Below are 14,207 nucleotides of genomic sequence, written 5' to 3' on the forward strand. Positions count from 1 at the left end.
GGAGGGCTGGGGTGGGGGCAGGGCTCCGGTCTGGCGGGTCTCGGTGCGAGGCGATGCTCTGCGCCCCGCCTGCCCGGCGGTGACCGCGGGAGGCGTTGCGCCATTCCCCCTCCCAACCCTCCCCCGCAGGCGGGAGAGGGCTTTGCCGCTCGGCTAGGGAGGGGCGGGCCTTCCCCGGTGCACTGCGCTTGTCGTTGGCCCTGAGATTGCCGCTCGTGCTCCCTCTCCCGCTTGCGGGGGAGGGCTGGGGTGGGGGCAGGGCTCCGGTCTGGCGGGTCTCGGTGCGAGGCGATGCTCTGCGCCCCGCCTGCCCGGCGGTGACCGCGGGAGGGGTTGCGCCGTTCCCCCTCCCAACCCTCCCCCGCAGGCGGGAGAGGGCTTTGCTGCTCGGCTAGGGAGGGGCCGGGGCTCTGCCCGGCCGCGGGGCCGACGAAGGACAGGCGTTGCGCGACTCGCTCTCGCGCCTATAACTCGGCCATGCTCGCTTCCAGCTCCTCCGATCCGCTTCACGTGCTGCGCCAGGTCTTCGGCTACGAGGCCTTTCGCGGCAAGCAAAGGGAGATCGTGGAGCATGTGGTGGCCGGGGGCGATGCCCTGGTGCTGATGCCCACCGGCGGGGGCAAATCCCTGTGCTATCAGGTGCCGGCGCTGGTGCGGCCGGGCACCGGCATCGTCATTTCCCCGCTCATCGCGCTCATGCACGATCAGGTGCAGGCGCTGCGCCAGCTCGGCGTGCGGGCCGCGGCGCTCAACTCCTCTCTGCCGCCGGCGGAGGCGCGCCAGGTGGAGCGGGATCTCGCCAATGGCGATCTCGACCTGCTCTATGTGGCGCCGGAGCGACTGCTGACCGATTCGTTCCTTCACCTGCTGTCGGGTACCCATATTGCCTTGTTCGCTATCGACGAGGCCCATTGTGTGTCCCAGTGGGGGCACGACTTCCGCCCCGAATATCGCCAGCTCACGGTGCTGCACGAGCGCTTTCCCGGCGTGCCGCGGCTGGCGCTGACCGCCACCGCCGACGGGCCGACCCGGCGCGAGATTGTGGAGCGGCTGGCGCTGGACGAGGGGCAGGTGTTCCTCTCCTCCTTCGACCGGCCGAACATCCGCTACCGCATCACCCCGAAGAACAATCCGCGCGCCCAGATGCGCACCTTCCTCAAGGAGCATGAGGGCGAGGCGGGCATCGTCTATTGCATGAGCCGGGCGAAGGTGGAGGCCACCGCCGAGATGCTGGCCACCCAGGGCCTCACCGCGCTGCCCTATCATGCGGGCCTCGATGCCGACACCCGCGCCCGCCACCAGGACCGTTTCCTCAAGGAGGAAGCGGTGATCATGGTCGCCACCGTTGCCTTCGGCATGGGTATCGACAAGCCGGACGTGCGGTTCGTGCTGCATCTCGACCTGCCCAAGAGCATCGAGGCCTATTACCAGGAGACCGGCCGCGCCGGCCGCGACGGGCTGCCCTCGGAAACCCTGCTGCTCTACGGGGTGGAGGATGTGGCGAAGCTGATCCAGTTCGTCTCCTCCTCCGATGCGCCGGAGGCCCGCAAGTTCGTGGAGCGGCAGAAGCTGGATGCGCTGCTGGGCCTGTGCGAGACCGCCCGCTGCCGGCGCCAGGTGCTGCTTTCCTATTTCGACGAGGAGCTGGCCGAGCCCTGCGGCAATTGCGACACCTGCCTCGATCCCCCGCAGACCTTCGATGGCACCGAGGCGGCGCAGAAGCTGTTGTCCTGCGTCTATCGCACCGGCGAGCGGTTCGGCGCCGGCCATGTCATCGATGTGCTGCTGGGGGAGGCCAACGAGAAGGTGGTGAAGTTCGGCCACGACAAGCTCACCACCTTCGGCATCGGCAAGGATTTCTCCCGCGACCAGTGGCGCGCCATCGTCCGCCAATTGGTGGCGCTGGGCTTGTTGCAGGTGGATGTGGAAGGCCACGGTGGCCTCAGCCTCACCGCCGAATGCCGGCCGGTGCTGCGCGGTGCCGAGCGGGTGGAATTGAAGGTGGAGGTGCGCGCCAAGGCCCAGCGCCCGGCCGCCGGCACCCGCCCGGCGCGGGCCGCCCTCGCCGATCCGGACGACGAGGCCCTGTTCCAGAAGTTGAAGGGCCTGCGGCTGGAACTGGCCCGCGCCCAGGGCGTGCCGCCCTATGTGATCTTCCACGACACTACGCTGATGGAGCTCGCCCGCAGCCGCCCCCAGAGCCTGCGGGCCCTGGGGGCTATTTCCGGCGTCGGCGAAGCCAAGCTCACCCGCTACGGCGCCCAGTTCCTGGAAGTGGTGCGGGAGGGCTGATCAGCCGACGGCGGCCACGCCGAGGCGGGTGCCGATGGCATTGAGTCTTCGGTCGCGGGTCCACAGCCGGCCTCCGGCGGTCAGGCGGGTCGCCGCCAGCAGGTGTGCGTCGACATAGCCAATTCCCTCACCAAACAGCTTTTCGGCCTCGATGAGAGCGAGGACTTCCCCGTCCTCCGCCTGAACCGCTTGTGGCAGGCTGGCTATCGCATTGAGGATCATATGCCGCTGCCGCAGGCTGCCGAGCGCCAGCTCGCCCAGTACGAAGGGGTGGCAGAGCACCTCAGCGGCTTCAAGTCGCTGGACCAGCAAGGCATCGCCCACCCGCAGATGATCGATCCAGATCGAGGTATCCACCAGGATCATGCGCCGCCCGCGCGCCGGCGGGGGACGGGACGAAGGTCCGGCTCCGAACCACCGAGTCGAGCCAGTCGCAGGGCGCTTTCACGCGCGATGAGCGCTTTCAGCGCCTCCCGTATCACAGCGGACTTCTCCTTCACCCCGGTCAAGGCCTGCGCCTTGGCGAGGAGGTCGTCATCAATCGACAGGGTGGTGCGCATGATCATCTGGCCTAAGGCATCTCTTGATGCATCGAATGATGTCATAAGTCGTGCATCCGCTGTACGATAAAATCGGACTGATCGTTGCGCCAGCGTCGGCCCCCTTGCTATAGCGGCCCTCAGCTTTTGGGAGCGCAATATGTCCGTCGATCAGGCGACCGTCCGCCGGGTGGCCCATCTCGCGCGCATCGCGGTGCGTGAGGAGGAGCTCGGCCACCTCCAGAATGAATTGAACGCCATCCTCGATTTCGTGGAGCAACTGGCCGATCTCGACGTCTCCGGCGTCGAGCCGCTGACCGGCGTGGTGCCCATGGAGCTGCCCATGCGCGAGGACGTGGTCAGCGATGGCCACTGCCCGGACAAGGTGCTCGCCAACGCCCCCGATGCCGAGGGCGGATTCTTCACCGTGCCGAAGGTGGTGGAATGACCAAGCTCACCCAGCTTACCCTCACCCAGGCGCGCGAAGGCCTCGCCCAGGGCGAATTCACCGCCGTGGAGCTCACCGAGGCCTATCTGAAGGCCATGGAGCAGGCGCGCGGCCTCAATGCCTATGTGCTGGAGACGCCCGAGCTCGCGCTGAAGATGGCGAAGGAGAGCGATGAACGCCTCGCCACCGGCGATACCGGGCCGCTGGAAGGCATTCCGGTGGGCGTGAAGGACATGTTCTGCACCCAGGGGGTGCGCACCACCGCCTGCTCCAAGATCCTCGACGATTTCGTGCCTCAGTACGAATCCACCGTCACCAGCCATCTGTGGCGCGATGGTGCGGTGATGCTGGGCAAGCTCAACAATGACGAGTTCGCCATGGGCTCCTCCAACGAGACCTCCGCCTTCGGGCCGGTGGTGTCGCCCTGGCGGCGCGATGGCGACGAGGCGCCGCTGGTGCCCGGCGGTTCCTCGGGCGGCTCGGCGGCGGCGGTGGCGGCGTTTCTGTGCGCCGGCGCCACCGGCACCGACACCGGCGGCTCCATCCGCCAGCCGGCGGCTTTCACCGGCACGGTGGGCATCAAGCCCACCTATGGCCGCTGCTCGCGCTGGGGCATCGTCGCCTTCGCCTCCTCGCTGGATCAGGCCGGCCCGTTCGCCCGCACGGTGAACGACGCGGCCCTGCTGCTGCGCTCCATGGCGGGCTATGACCCCAAGGATTCCACCTGCGTGGATCGGCCGGTGCCGGACTATCAGCAGGCGGTGGGCGCCTCCATCAAGGGCAAGAAGATCGGCATTCCGCGCGAATATCGCATGGACGGCATGTCCGACGAGATCGACGCTCTGTGGCAGGAAGGCGCCAAGTGGCTGGAGGACGCCGGCGCCGAGATCGTCGACATCTCTTTGCCGCACACCAAATACGCGCTGCCGGCCTATTACATCGTCGCTCCGGCGGAAGCCTCGTCCAACCTCGCCCGCTATGATGGTGTGCGCTACGGCATGCGCGTGCCGGGCAAGGACGTGGTGGAGATGTATGAGAACACCCGCGCCGCCGGCTTCGGCCCGGAAGTGCGCCGGCGCATCATGATCGGCACCTATGTGCTCTCCGCCGGCTATTACGACGCCTATTATCTGCGCGCGCAGAAGGTGCGTACCCTCATCAAGCGCGACTTCGACCTCGCGTTTGCCGCCGGCGTGGATGCGGTGCTGACCCCGGCGACGCCGTCGCCGGCCTTCGGCATCGGCGAGAAGCTGAAGGCCGATCCGGTGGAGATGTATCTCAACGACGTCTTCACCGTGACGGTGAACATGGCCGGCCTGCCGGGCATCTCGGTGCCGGCCGGCCTCTCCGCCGACGGGCTGCCGCTGGGCCTCCAGCTGATCGGCCGGCCGTTCGGGGAAGAGACCCTGTTCGCCCTCGGCGAGGTGATCGAGGAGGCGGCCGGCCGCTTTCCGGTGGAGGACCTGTGGTGGCGGGGCTGAACGACGTTCCCGACGCCCTGAAGGCGGCGCGCGATCGCATCGACGATATCGATTCCCGCCTCATCTCTCTCATCCAGGAGCGCTTCGGCGTCGCCGCCGGGGTGGTGGAGATCAAGCGCAAGGCGGGCCTGCCCGCCTTGCTGCAGGATCGGGTCGACGAGGTGCTCGACCATGTGGAAGCTCTCGGCCGCGCTCGAGGCCTGCCGGAAGGGGTCGCCCGTGATCTGTGGCGGGTGTTGATTTCCGCCACCATCGATTTCGAGAACAGCCGGCTCTGACGGGCCGGCGCGGTGGCAGGCCACCGCGGGCCGGTATCGGGTGCTGCTTCGTCTGCGCCCGATGCACGGGCGGCCCGCGCATTGTGCACTGCAACATTTCTGCGGTGCCGCCTATTCTTCTCGCGTGGGGATCTGCGCGAGGAGAGACGACCGATGCAGACGGTGGTGACCATCCTGCTGATCGGCGCCGTCATGATGATGGCGATCGCGGCCCTGGACCGGCCGCAGAGCTGAGGGCGAAAGCCCGGGCAAAGAGTGGGGAGAAGGACCGCGGATGCTGTGCCTGGAATGTAGCCGCTGCGGGCGCCGCTCCCTCGTGGACGAGCGCCTCACCGCCAAGATCGAGGAGGTGGCGAAGGACGCCCTCGCCTTGCCGGCGCCCGGCCGCATGCCGGCCCCGCCCGAAGCCGGGCTGCGTTGCGATCTGTGCGGCAGCCACCGGATCTACATCCACAATTTCGCCTCCCGCTACGAGGCCCTGCATTTCGCCGTCGGCAAAGGGAGCTAAAGGGCCTGACGCAGCCGGGCGATGCCGGCCTCGATCTGCTCCTCGGTGAGCGAGGCGTAGCCCATCAGCAGCCAGCCGTCGTCATAGGTAGAGCCGCCATATTCGTGGCCGCCGCCGGCCTGCACCGTGTACAGCCCCACGTTGCGGGCGCGGGCGATGCCGGCCAATTGATGCGCCTTCGGCAAGCCGGGGGGGATCTGCCAGGCCACATGGGTGCCCCCCTCGGCGCCCCGCAGTTCCACCCGGCCGAAGCTCTGCCGGAGCGCAGACACCAGCGCGTCGCGGCGCTGCTGGTAGCGCAGCCGCACCCGCCGCAGATGGCGCACGAAGCCGCCGGTGTGCAGGAATTCCGCCAGCGCCGCCTGCTCCAGCCACACCTGCCCGTTGTCCAGCAGCGCCTTGGCGGCGGCGGCGGCGGGGGCAAGGTGATCGGGAAAGATGGCGTAGCCGGTGCGCAGGCCCGCGCCGAGCGTCTTGGAGAAGGTGCCGAGATAGATCACGTTCTCCGGGCTCGAGGCCTTCAGGGCCGGCAGCAGCATGCCGCCATAATGGAACTCGCAGTCGTAATCGTCCTCGATGATGTAGGCGCCGGTGCGCTCGGTCCAGCGCAGCAGCTCCGTGCGCCGTTCCAGCGAGAGGGTGCCGCCCATGGGATATTGATGGGAGGGCATGACATAGGCGATCTGCGCGTCGATGCCGGCGAGTTCCGCGGTCTTCAGCCCGTGGCCGTCGCCGTCGATGGGGTGGAGCCGCAGATTGAGGCTCTCGAACAGATAGGCGGCGCCCTGGCTGCACGGATTCTCGATGACGATGCCGTCGCCCTCCCGCGCCAGCACCCGCATGGCGAGGTTGAGGGCCAGCTGGGCGCCGGCGACGACGATCACCTGCTCCGGCCGCACATGGATGTCGCGCATGGCGGAGACATGGTCGGCGATGGCGGCGCGCAGGCTCATGAGCCCGCAGGGGTCGCCATATTCGGTCAGGTTGTGGCCGGCGGTGGCCAGCGCATGCAGGATCAGCCGGCGCCAGGCCTTCAGGGGAAAGGCGCGCGGATCGGTGCGCTGGGGCCAGAAATCGATGGGGATGCGCCCGGTGTTCAAGATGGCATGCTGGCGGCCGGTGAAGGCGGCGGGGGCCAGCTTCTGCGGAGCGCGGGGGCGGGCCGGGCCGGCGGCGCCGGCATCGCCCGTGCTCATGGCCTGCTCGGGCAGCACGGCGGCCACATAGGTGCCCACCATGGGCCGGGTGATGAGATAGCCTTCGTTGATCAGCCGCTCATAGGCGAAGGTCACCGAATTGCGGGAGATCTTGAGCTGCTGGGCGAGATGGCGGGAGGAGGGCACCGCCGCATCGGGCTTCAGCCGGCCGTCGAGGATCTGCTGCCGGATCTGATGAAAGAGCTGCTCCTGCAGGCTCTGGGCGGAGGTGCGGTCGAGCGAGATCAGCACGTGGGTCCAGCTCCGGTTGGGGGCTGCCGCGCTGCGGCGCACCCTGTGGCATGACTATGCGGTGTTGCGGCGCAAAGAGCCATGGTTGAAGAGGCCAGTTGCTGTTGGCCTCATGAGACCACCCCCGCGTTTCCTTGACTTGGGTCCAGCCGAACGGATGCTCGCGAGGGCCGGCAGCGGTTCCGTGCCCGGCCTTTCCATCCCCGATTTTCCGTCGAAGAGGGCGACCCCCATGCCGAAGACCGTGCTTCTCGAAACCGGCGCCACGCTGTTTCCTGCCCCCCTGTTGGAGGCATCGGCGCGGGTGCTGGCGGCGGCGAAGCAGAAGGGCATCCGGCTGGCGGCGGCGGAGACGGTGACCTCCGGCCTCGTCAGCGCCACGCTCACCTCGGTGTCCGGCGCCTCGGAAGTGTTCGAGCGCGGCTTCGTGCTCTATCACGCCTCCGCCAAGGCCACCGGCCTCGGTGTGCCGGAAGCGGTCTCGGCGGCCCATGGGGCGGTCAGCGCCGAGGTCACCCGGGGGTTGGTGCTCGGGGTGCTGGAGCACTCCCAGGCCGGCGCGGCGGTGGCCATCACCGGCTATGCCGGCCCCGGCGGGGGCAATGCGATCAATCCGGTGGGCACCATCTTCGTGGCGGCGGCCACCCGCGGCGGCGCGGTGCATGAGCAGCGCCACGTGTTTGCCGGCAATCGCGACCAGGTGCGCCTGGAGGCAGTGCGCGCGGCCCTGGCGGTGCTGGAGGCGGCGTTGGCCTGATGACCCCCATTCCCCTCGTTCTGCTCACCGGTTTCCTGGGCGCGGGCAAGACCACCGCGCTCAACGATCTGCTGCGCCGCCCGGAGTTCGCCGATACGGCGGTGATCATCAACGAGGCGGGCGATGTGGGCATCGACCACGCGCTGATCGAGACCGGGCGGGACGACGTGCTGCTGCTGGAAGGCGGCTGCATCTGCTGCCGCCTGCGCGGCAGCCTCAACGCCACCCTCAATGCCCTGGTGCGGCGCCGGTCCCTCGACGGGCTCCGGTTCCGCCGGGTGGTGGTGGAAACCTCGGGGCTGGCCGATCCCACGCCCATCCTTCACGCGCTCATCGCCGATCCGGTGTTCACGCGCCATTTCGTGCTCAATGGGGTGGCGGCGGTGGTGGATGCCACCACCTTCACCGCCACCTTGCCTCGGTTCGGCCAGGGCACCACCCAGGTGGCCCTCGCCGACCGCGTGCTGATCAGCAAGACGGATCTGGCCGCCGCGGCGGTGCTGGCGCAGGTGGAGGCGGAGGTGGCCGCCCTCAACCCCACCGCCGAGCGGGTGCATCTTTCGGCGGCGCGGCCGCGGGGCGATCAGATCTGGGTGGATCCGCTCGATGGGCCGCGCGGGCTGCGCACCCGGGCCTTCGTGGCGAGCGCCGCCGGCCATGAGGTGACCACCGCCGCTTTGGCCTTTCCCGGCCGCATGGCCCGCGAAGAGGTGGACCACTGGCTGGATCGGCTGGAGACCCTGTTCGGCCCGGCCCTGCTGCGCCTCAAGGGCATCTTGTGGCTGGAGGAGATGGAGCAGCCGGTGGCGCTCCATGGGGTGCAGGGGCTGGTCTATTCTCCCGGCCTGCTGCCCGCCACGGCGGAGCCGCCGGAAAACCGCATGGTGCTGATTGCCGACGGCATCGCACCGGCGGACCTGAACGATGCTTTGACCCTGCTGGCGGGCCAAGCCCGCTGAGGGCGCGACCCGTCATCTGGCCCTGGGGCCAGTGCACGAAAATCCGCCATTTGCGTCCTTCCACGCATCTGGCTCCATATCCCGGACAGCGCCCGGCGCTACCGGCACGGGCAGCCGGCTCCTAGCTTCCCCTGGAACCGACCCCCTGAGCGAGGCAGCCATGGCCAAGACGTTTCAGGGCACGATGGGGATCGTGCCCGCCCTTGATATTGAATCTCCCGAGCGCTTCGATCTGGTGGTGAAGGCGACGTCCGGGGTGGAGGGCGTGGCCGGCTACAAGCTGGGGCTCACCAGTGTGCTGCGCTACGGCCTCAAGGAGTCCATGCGGCGGCTGCGCGACCTCACCGATCTGCCGGTGCTCTATGATCACCAGAAGGCCGGCCCCGACATGCCCGACATGGCCAAGAAGTTCACGGCTCTGTGCGCCGAGGCCGAGGTGGATGGCCTCATTCTGTTCCCGGTGGCCGGGCCCACGGCGGTGGATGGCTTCGTCATCGAGGCCTTGAACGCCGGCATCGCCCCGGTGGTGGGCGGCGAGATTCCGGTGGCCGATTATGGCGTGTCCGGCGGCGGCTATCTCATCGACGACGCCCTAGACCGCATTCTGGAGCGGGCGGTGGCCGACAAGGCCGACCACTTCGTGCTGCCCGCCCGCGACGTCGCCAAGGTGACCCGCTGGTCGAACTGGATCGCCGCCCATGTGGAGGCGCCGGTGGTGTTCCTCACCGGCTTCGGGTCCCTCGGCGGCACCATGGAAGGGGCATTCGCCGCCGCCAAGGCCTGCCCGCGCCGGTTTGCCATCGTCGGCCGGCTCATCACCGAGGCCGCCGATCCGGCTGCCGCCGCTGCCAAGCTCTATGGCGAGATGCAGGCCCTCGACGGAGCGGGAGCCTGACCATGGCGGAAGGGATGGAGCCGGGCCTGGCGCTGGCGGAGCTCAAGGGCAGCCCGTTCGTGGACGGGGCCTTCACCGAAGGCTCGGGCGCCCGCGACACCCTGTTCGATCCCTGGACCGGGCGGGCCCTCTGCGAGGTGGGCCTTGCCGGCACCGCCGAGGTGGAAGCGGCGATCACCGCCGCCCGCCGCGCCTTCGATGCTTCCGACTGGCCCCACCGGCCGCCGGCGGAGCGGGGCGCGGTGCTCGCGGCCATCGTGGAGGGGCTGAAGGCGCGGGCGGAGACCTTCGGCACCATCGAGGCCCTCAATGCCGGCAAGCCCTTTGCCGGCGCGCTGAAGGAGGTGGAGGGCGCCATCCGCGTCTTCACCTATTACGCCGGCGCCATGGACAAGCTGTTCGGCGACACCATTCCGCTGGGCCGCGACCTGCTGGATTTCACGCTGCGCGAGCCACTCGGGGTGGTGGCGCAGATCGTGCCCTGGAACTTCCCCCTGCTGGGCGCCTCCTGGAAGCTGGCGCCGGCCCTGGCTGCGGGCTGCACCGTGCTGCTGAAGCCGGCCCCGCTGACGCCTTTGACCGCGCTGTTGCTGGCGGAGGTGTGCGCCGCCGCCGGCGTGCCGCCGGGGGTGGTCAACATTCTGCCCGGTGGCGCCGAGGTGGGGCAGAAGCTGGCGGAAGATCCGCGCATCGACGGCATCTCCTTCACCGGTTCCACGGTGGTAGGCGGCGCGGTGATGCGGGCGGCCGCCGGCAGCATCAAGAAGGTGGCCCTGGAACTGGGTGGCAAGAACGCCAATGTGGTGTTTGCCGATGCTGATCTCGAGAAGGCGGCGGCGAGCGCTGTGGCGTCGGGCTTCGGCAATGCCGGCCAGTCCTGCTCGGCCCGCTCCCGCCTGCTGGTGGAGCGCCGCGCGCTGCCCGCTTTCGAGGCCGCCTTCCGCGCCGCCGCTGCGCGCCTGCGGCCCGGCCCGGCCTTTGCCGCCGACACCACCCTTGGTCCGCTGATTTCCGCCGCCCACCGGGAGGCGGTGGCGCACAAGGTGGAGACCGCGGTGGAAGCGGGCGCCGCTTTGCTGTGCGGCGGCGCGGTGCCGACGGGGGATGGTTTCTTCTATCCGGCCACCATCCTCTCCGGGGTGGGGGCGGACAATCCGGCCTTCCGGCAGGAGATCTTCGGCCCGGTCTGCTCCATCACCCCCTTCGAGGGGGAAGCGGAGGCGCTCGCGCTGGCCAATGACAGCGACTATGGCCTCAACGGCTCGGTCTGGTCCCGCGACATCGGCCGGGCGCTGCGCACGGCGCGGGGCATGCGCACCGGCATGGTGGCGGTGAATGGCCTGCCCAGCGCCAGCCGCACCAGCGTGTTCGCTCCCTTCGGCGGCTACAAGCGCTCCGGCATCGGCCGCGAGCTGGGTCTCAACGGGCTCGATTTCTATTGTGAGATCAAGAACATGGTGGTGGACCTCGGCTGAGCGTTCAGCCGGGCGGGGCGGGCTTGGAGCCAGCTTGCTGGACCCATGCTCCGGGCGGGCGGTGGCACTCCATGCCTGCCGATTGACGTTGCTAGATTTTTGATCACGAAAGCGGGGAGCTTCCATGACCATCGCAATCACAGGCGGCACCATGATCGACGGCACCGGCGCCGATCCGGTGGCGCGGGCCGTCGTGGTCATCGAGAACGGCAGGATCACCGCCGCCGGCCCGGAAAGCCAGGTGCAGGTGCCGGCCGGGGCCGAGATTCTGGACGCCGCCGGCCGCACCGTGCTGCCGGGCTTCATCGATACCCATGTGCACGGCACCTATCGCGCCCGCGACATGCGCCAGCATCTGCTCAACACCCCCACCTACAATGTGCTGAAGTCCATCGAGGTGTTCCGCGAGACCATCGCCTGCGGCATCACCACCGCCCGCGACATGGGTGGCGCCGATGCCGGCTTCAGGGAGGCCATCGCCGAGGGCATCATCGACGGGCCGCGCCTGTTGATCTCGCTGGGCATGGTCTCGCAGACCGGCGGCCATGGGGATTATTGGGTGCCGGCGGGCCTGCGCATCCAGAAGCGCGCCTGGCTGCCCCACATGGTGGCGGATGGAGTGGACGAGATCCGCCGCCTGGTGCGCGAGCTGCTCATGCGCGGCGCCGATTTCATCAAGATCTGCGCCACCGGTGGCATCACCTCGGTGACCGACAGCTGGGATGAGCCCCAGTTCACCGTCGCCGAGCTGGAGACCGCCGTGTCCGAGGCGGCCGCCAAGGGCAAGCGGGTGGCGGTGCATGCCGAGGGCCTTGCCGGCATCCGCAACGCGGTGGCGGCGAACGTTCATTCCCTGGAACATGGCTGGTTCATGGACGAAGCCTGTGTGGATCGCATGGTGGCCCAGGGCACCTGGTGGGTGCCGACCCTGGCGCTGGTGCCGCTCTCGGTGGAGCACCGGCGCAAAAACAAGGCGTGGGCCGGCCAGCAGATGGGCCAGGAAGACGTCAAGGATGCGCAGATCTACGCCTTGATGCAGGATCAGATCCCGCTGTGGAAAGAGGCGGTGAAGCGCGGCGTGAAGGTGGCCATGGGCACCGACCAGTCGCACCGCCTGCTGGTGGGCGAGAACATGGTGGAACTGGGCTTCATGGTGGACTGGCTCGGCATGTCGCCCATGGAGGTCATCGTCGCCTCCACCACCAAGGCGGCGGAATGCATCGAGCGGCCGAACCTCGGCGCCCTGAAGCCCGGCTGCCTCGCCGACGTGCTGGTGGTGGACGGTGACCCCCTGGAGAACATCCGCATTCTGGAGGAGCGCGAGCGCCTCCATCTCATCATGAAGGACGGCAAGGCCTTCACCAACAAGCTGGCGGCGTGACGCGCTGATCCGAGGAGTCTCTCGATGAAGTTGAACCGCTTTATGATCCGCCCGCTGATCGAGATGGGCCTGCGCGAGGAGATCTCCTCCGGCGACACCACCGGCGGCTTCCTGGTGGGGGATGATCCGGTGCAGACCGCCAACATCTACGCCAAGGCCAGGGGCGTGGTGTGCGGCATGCTGTTCGCCGACGAGACCATCCGCCAGATCGAGCCCGGCGCGGAGATCGAATATCTGGTGCAGGATGGCGACGAGGTCACCCCCGGCACGGTGCTGATGCGGGTGAAGGCGCGGGCCTCCACCTTCTTCATCATCGAGCGCTCGGCCCTCGACTGGCTGCAGCAGATGTCCGGCATCGCCACCAAGACCCGGCGCTACCGCGACCTCGTCAAGCACACCAACGTGCGCATCACCGATACCCGCAAGGGCTGGCCGGGCCTGCGCATGGTGCAGAAATATGCGGTGCGGGTGGGCGGCGCCCACAACCACATCTTCAACCTCGCCAATTGCGTGCTGGTGAAGGACAATCACATCAAGATCGCCGGCTCCATCACCGAGGCGGTGCGCCAACTGCGGGCGACCGCCCAGCACACCTTCAAGTTTGAGGTGGAATGCGAGAGCCTCGCCATGGTGGAAGAGGCGCTGGCCTGCGGGGTCGAGATCATCATGTTCGACAACATGGATCTCGATGAGATGCGCGAGGGTCTCAAGCTCACCACCGGCCGGGCGATGACCGAGGCTTCCGGCGGCATCAATGAGCAGACCATCGTGCCCATCGCCGAGACCGGCGTGGATGTGATCTCCATCGGCGATCTCACCCACACGGTGAAGGCACTGGACATCAGCCTCGACGTGAAGGACATCAAGCCCAGCGCCCACCGCACCATCGGCCGCCTCAACGCCCTCGACGCCTGAGACCGTCGGCCCCCGCCGTCGACCGGCGCCAAACGGGTTCGCCCAGGCGCCGCGCGGGCTTGACCAACGGCCAGGGCAGGGCGGCCGGAGCGAGGCCGAGGGCCGGGAAGGAGCAGGATGCAGGACGCGGGTGAAGGAGGCGGGGCGCGGACCCCGCTGCGGCTGCGGGACGAGATCGACACCTGGGTGTTCGATCTCGACGACACGCTCTATCCGCGCACCGCAGGCCTCTATGAGCAGATGCACGGCCGCGTGGTGCTGTTCATCCAGGGCCTGGTGGGGTGCGATGCGGCCGAGGCGGCGGCGCTCCACGCCCAATATTACGAGCGCTACGGCACCTCGCTGATCGGCCTCAACAAGCACCATGGCGTGGCGCCGCAGGATTTCCTGGCCTTCGTCCACGACATCGACATCACCCCGGTGGGCAACGGCGCGGCCCTGGCGGCGGCGCTGGCGCGGTTGCCGGGCCGGCGGCTGGTGTTCACCAACGGCTCGGTACGGCACGCGCGTCGCATCCTCACCCATCTCGGCGTCGCCGATCTGTTCGAGGCGGTGTGCGACATCGAGGCCTGCAACTATGTGGGCAAGCCCGCCCGCGCCGCCTACGAGACCCTGCTCGCCGACCATGGAGTGGACCCGGCCCGGGCCATCATGTTCGACGACCGGCCGGTCAATCTGCAGGTGCCCCATGCGCTGGGCATGCAGACGGTGCTGGTCACCGGCGGGCGGCAACTGCCTGGCGCCGATGGCGCCCATGTGCACGACATCGCCGAGGATGTGCCCAGCTTCCTCGATCGCGCTTTTCCTGCGCGCTCCTGACGGACCGGAGGT

At 68.7% G+C, this 14,207-nt stretch carries 15 protein-coding genes; 12 read left to right on the forward strand and 3 right to left on the reverse strand.

The features are described 5' to 3' along the window. Positions 1–477: 477 nt before the first annotated feature. Positions 478–2,292, forward strand: a complete 1,815-nt coding sequence (gene recQ, locus ACU4E7_RS16990; RefSeq protein ID WP_447019566.1) for a DNA helicase RecQ — start codon at positions 478–480, stop codon at positions 2,290–2,292. Here the strand turns inward: recQ and ACU4E7_RS16995 are convergent, their stop codons facing one another. Together ACU4E7_RS16995 and ACU4E7_RS17000 are read right to left on the reverse strand one after the other, a co-directional pair. After that, complete coding sequence (locus tag ACU4E7_RS16995; RefSeq protein ID WP_238122764.1) at positions 2,293–2,658, reverse strand: type II toxin-antitoxin system VapC family toxin; 366 nt, start codon at positions 2,656–2,658, stop codon at positions 2,293–2,295. It lies immediately after the preceding gene. Then, the gene (locus ACU4E7_RS17000; protein ID WP_447021657.1) at positions 2,655–2,852 is read right to left on the reverse strand and encodes a type II toxin-antitoxin system VapB family antitoxin; all 198 of its coding nucleotides are present in this window, start codon (positions 2,850–2,852) and stop codon (positions 2,655–2,657) included. The genes ACU4E7_RS16995 and ACU4E7_RS17000 overlap by 4 nt, the downstream gene beginning before the upstream one ends. A 139-nt stretch (positions 2,853–2,991) precedes the next feature. Here ACU4E7_RS17000 and gatC point away from each other — a divergent pair, with 139 nt between their 5' ends. The 4 genes from gatC (at position 2,992) to ACU4E7_RS17020 (ending at position 5,546) form a co-directional block, all read left to right on the forward strand. Next, positions 2,992–3,279 (forward strand): Asp-tRNA(Asn)/Glu-tRNA(Gln) amidotransferase subunit GatC, encoded by a 288-nt coding sequence (gatC, locus tag ACU4E7_RS17005; RefSeq protein ID WP_238122763.1) that lies wholly within the window; start codon positions 2,992–2,994, stop codon positions 3,277–3,279. Further along, positions 3,276–4,760 (forward strand): Asp-tRNA(Asn)/Glu-tRNA(Gln) amidotransferase subunit GatA, encoded by a 1,485-nt coding sequence (gatA, locus tag ACU4E7_RS17010; protein WP_238122762.1) that lies wholly within the window; start codon positions 3,276–3,278, stop codon positions 4,758–4,760. Before gatC ends, gatA begins: the two co-directional genes overlap by 4 nt. After that, the gene (locus ACU4E7_RS17015; RefSeq protein WP_447019567.1) at positions 4,748–5,038 is read left to right on the forward strand and encodes a chorismate mutase; all 291 of its coding nucleotides are present in this window, start codon (positions 4,748–4,750) and stop codon (positions 5,036–5,038) included. The genes gatA and ACU4E7_RS17015 overlap by 13 nt, the downstream gene beginning before the upstream one ends. Before the next feature lie 274 nt (positions 5,039–5,312). Continuing rightward, the gene (locus ACU4E7_RS17020; RefSeq protein ID WP_238122760.1) at positions 5,313–5,546 is read left to right on the forward strand and encodes a hypothetical protein; all 234 of its coding nucleotides are present in this window, start codon (positions 5,313–5,315) and stop codon (positions 5,544–5,546) included. On the opposite strand, the gene pdxR is transcribed toward ACU4E7_RS17020, so the two are convergent. Next, on the reverse strand, positions 5,543–6,994 hold the full coding sequence (pdxR, locus tag ACU4E7_RS17025) for a MocR-like pyridoxine biosynthesis transcription factor PdxR (RefSeq protein ID WP_447019568.1): 1,452 nt from the start codon (positions 6,992–6,994) through the stop codon (positions 5,543–5,545). The genes ACU4E7_RS17020 and pdxR overlap by 4 nt on opposite strands. A gap of 232 nt (positions 6,995–7,226) precedes the next feature. On the opposite strand from pdxR, the gene ACU4E7_RS17030 reads away from it, so the two are divergent. The 7 genes from ACU4E7_RS17030 (at position 7,227) to ACU4E7_RS17060 (ending at position 14,195) form a co-directional block, all read left to right on the forward strand. Beyond that, complete coding sequence (locus ACU4E7_RS17030) at positions 7,227–7,751, forward strand: CinA family protein (RefSeq protein ID WP_238122758.1); 525 nt, start codon at positions 7,227–7,229, stop codon at positions 7,749–7,751. Further along, complete coding sequence (locus tag ACU4E7_RS17035; RefSeq protein WP_447019569.1) at positions 7,751–8,710, forward strand: CobW family GTP-binding protein; 960 nt, start codon at positions 7,751–7,753, stop codon at positions 8,708–8,710. Before ACU4E7_RS17030 ends, ACU4E7_RS17035 begins: the two co-directional genes overlap by 1 nt. A 160-nt stretch (positions 8,711–8,870) precedes the next feature. Further along, positions 8,871–9,605 (forward strand): orotidine 5'-phosphate decarboxylase / HUMPS family protein, encoded by a 735-nt coding sequence (locus ACU4E7_RS17040; protein ID WP_447019570.1) that lies wholly within the window; start codon positions 8,871–8,873, stop codon positions 9,603–9,605. Positions 9,606–9,607: 2 nt separating this feature from the next. After that, complete coding sequence (locus ACU4E7_RS17045) at positions 9,608–11,080, forward strand: aldehyde dehydrogenase family protein (RefSeq protein ID WP_447019571.1); 1,473 nt, start codon at positions 9,608–9,610, stop codon at positions 11,078–11,080. 124 nt (positions 11,081–11,204) lie between these two features. Continuing rightward, positions 11,205–12,461: an amidohydrolase family protein gene (locus ACU4E7_RS17050; RefSeq protein ID WP_238122754.1), complete on the forward strand. Its 1,257-nt coding sequence runs from the start codon at positions 11,205–11,207 to the stop codon at positions 12,459–12,461. 24 nt (positions 12,462–12,485) lie between these two features. After that, positions 12,486–13,376, forward strand: coding sequence for a carboxylating nicotinate-nucleotide diphosphorylase (gene nadC / locus ACU4E7_RS17055; protein ID WP_447019572.1), 891 nt, complete (start codon positions 12,486–12,488; stop codon positions 13,374–13,376). A gap of 117 nt (positions 13,377–13,493) precedes the next feature. Next, the gene (locus ACU4E7_RS17060) at positions 13,494–14,195 is read left to right on the forward strand and encodes a pyrimidine 5'-nucleotidase (protein ID WP_447019573.1); all 702 of its coding nucleotides are present in this window, start codon (positions 13,494–13,496) and stop codon (positions 14,193–14,195) included. Positions 14,196–14,207 lie beyond the last annotated feature (12 nt).

Source organism: Xanthobacter sp. ZOL 2024, assembly GCF_052932325.1.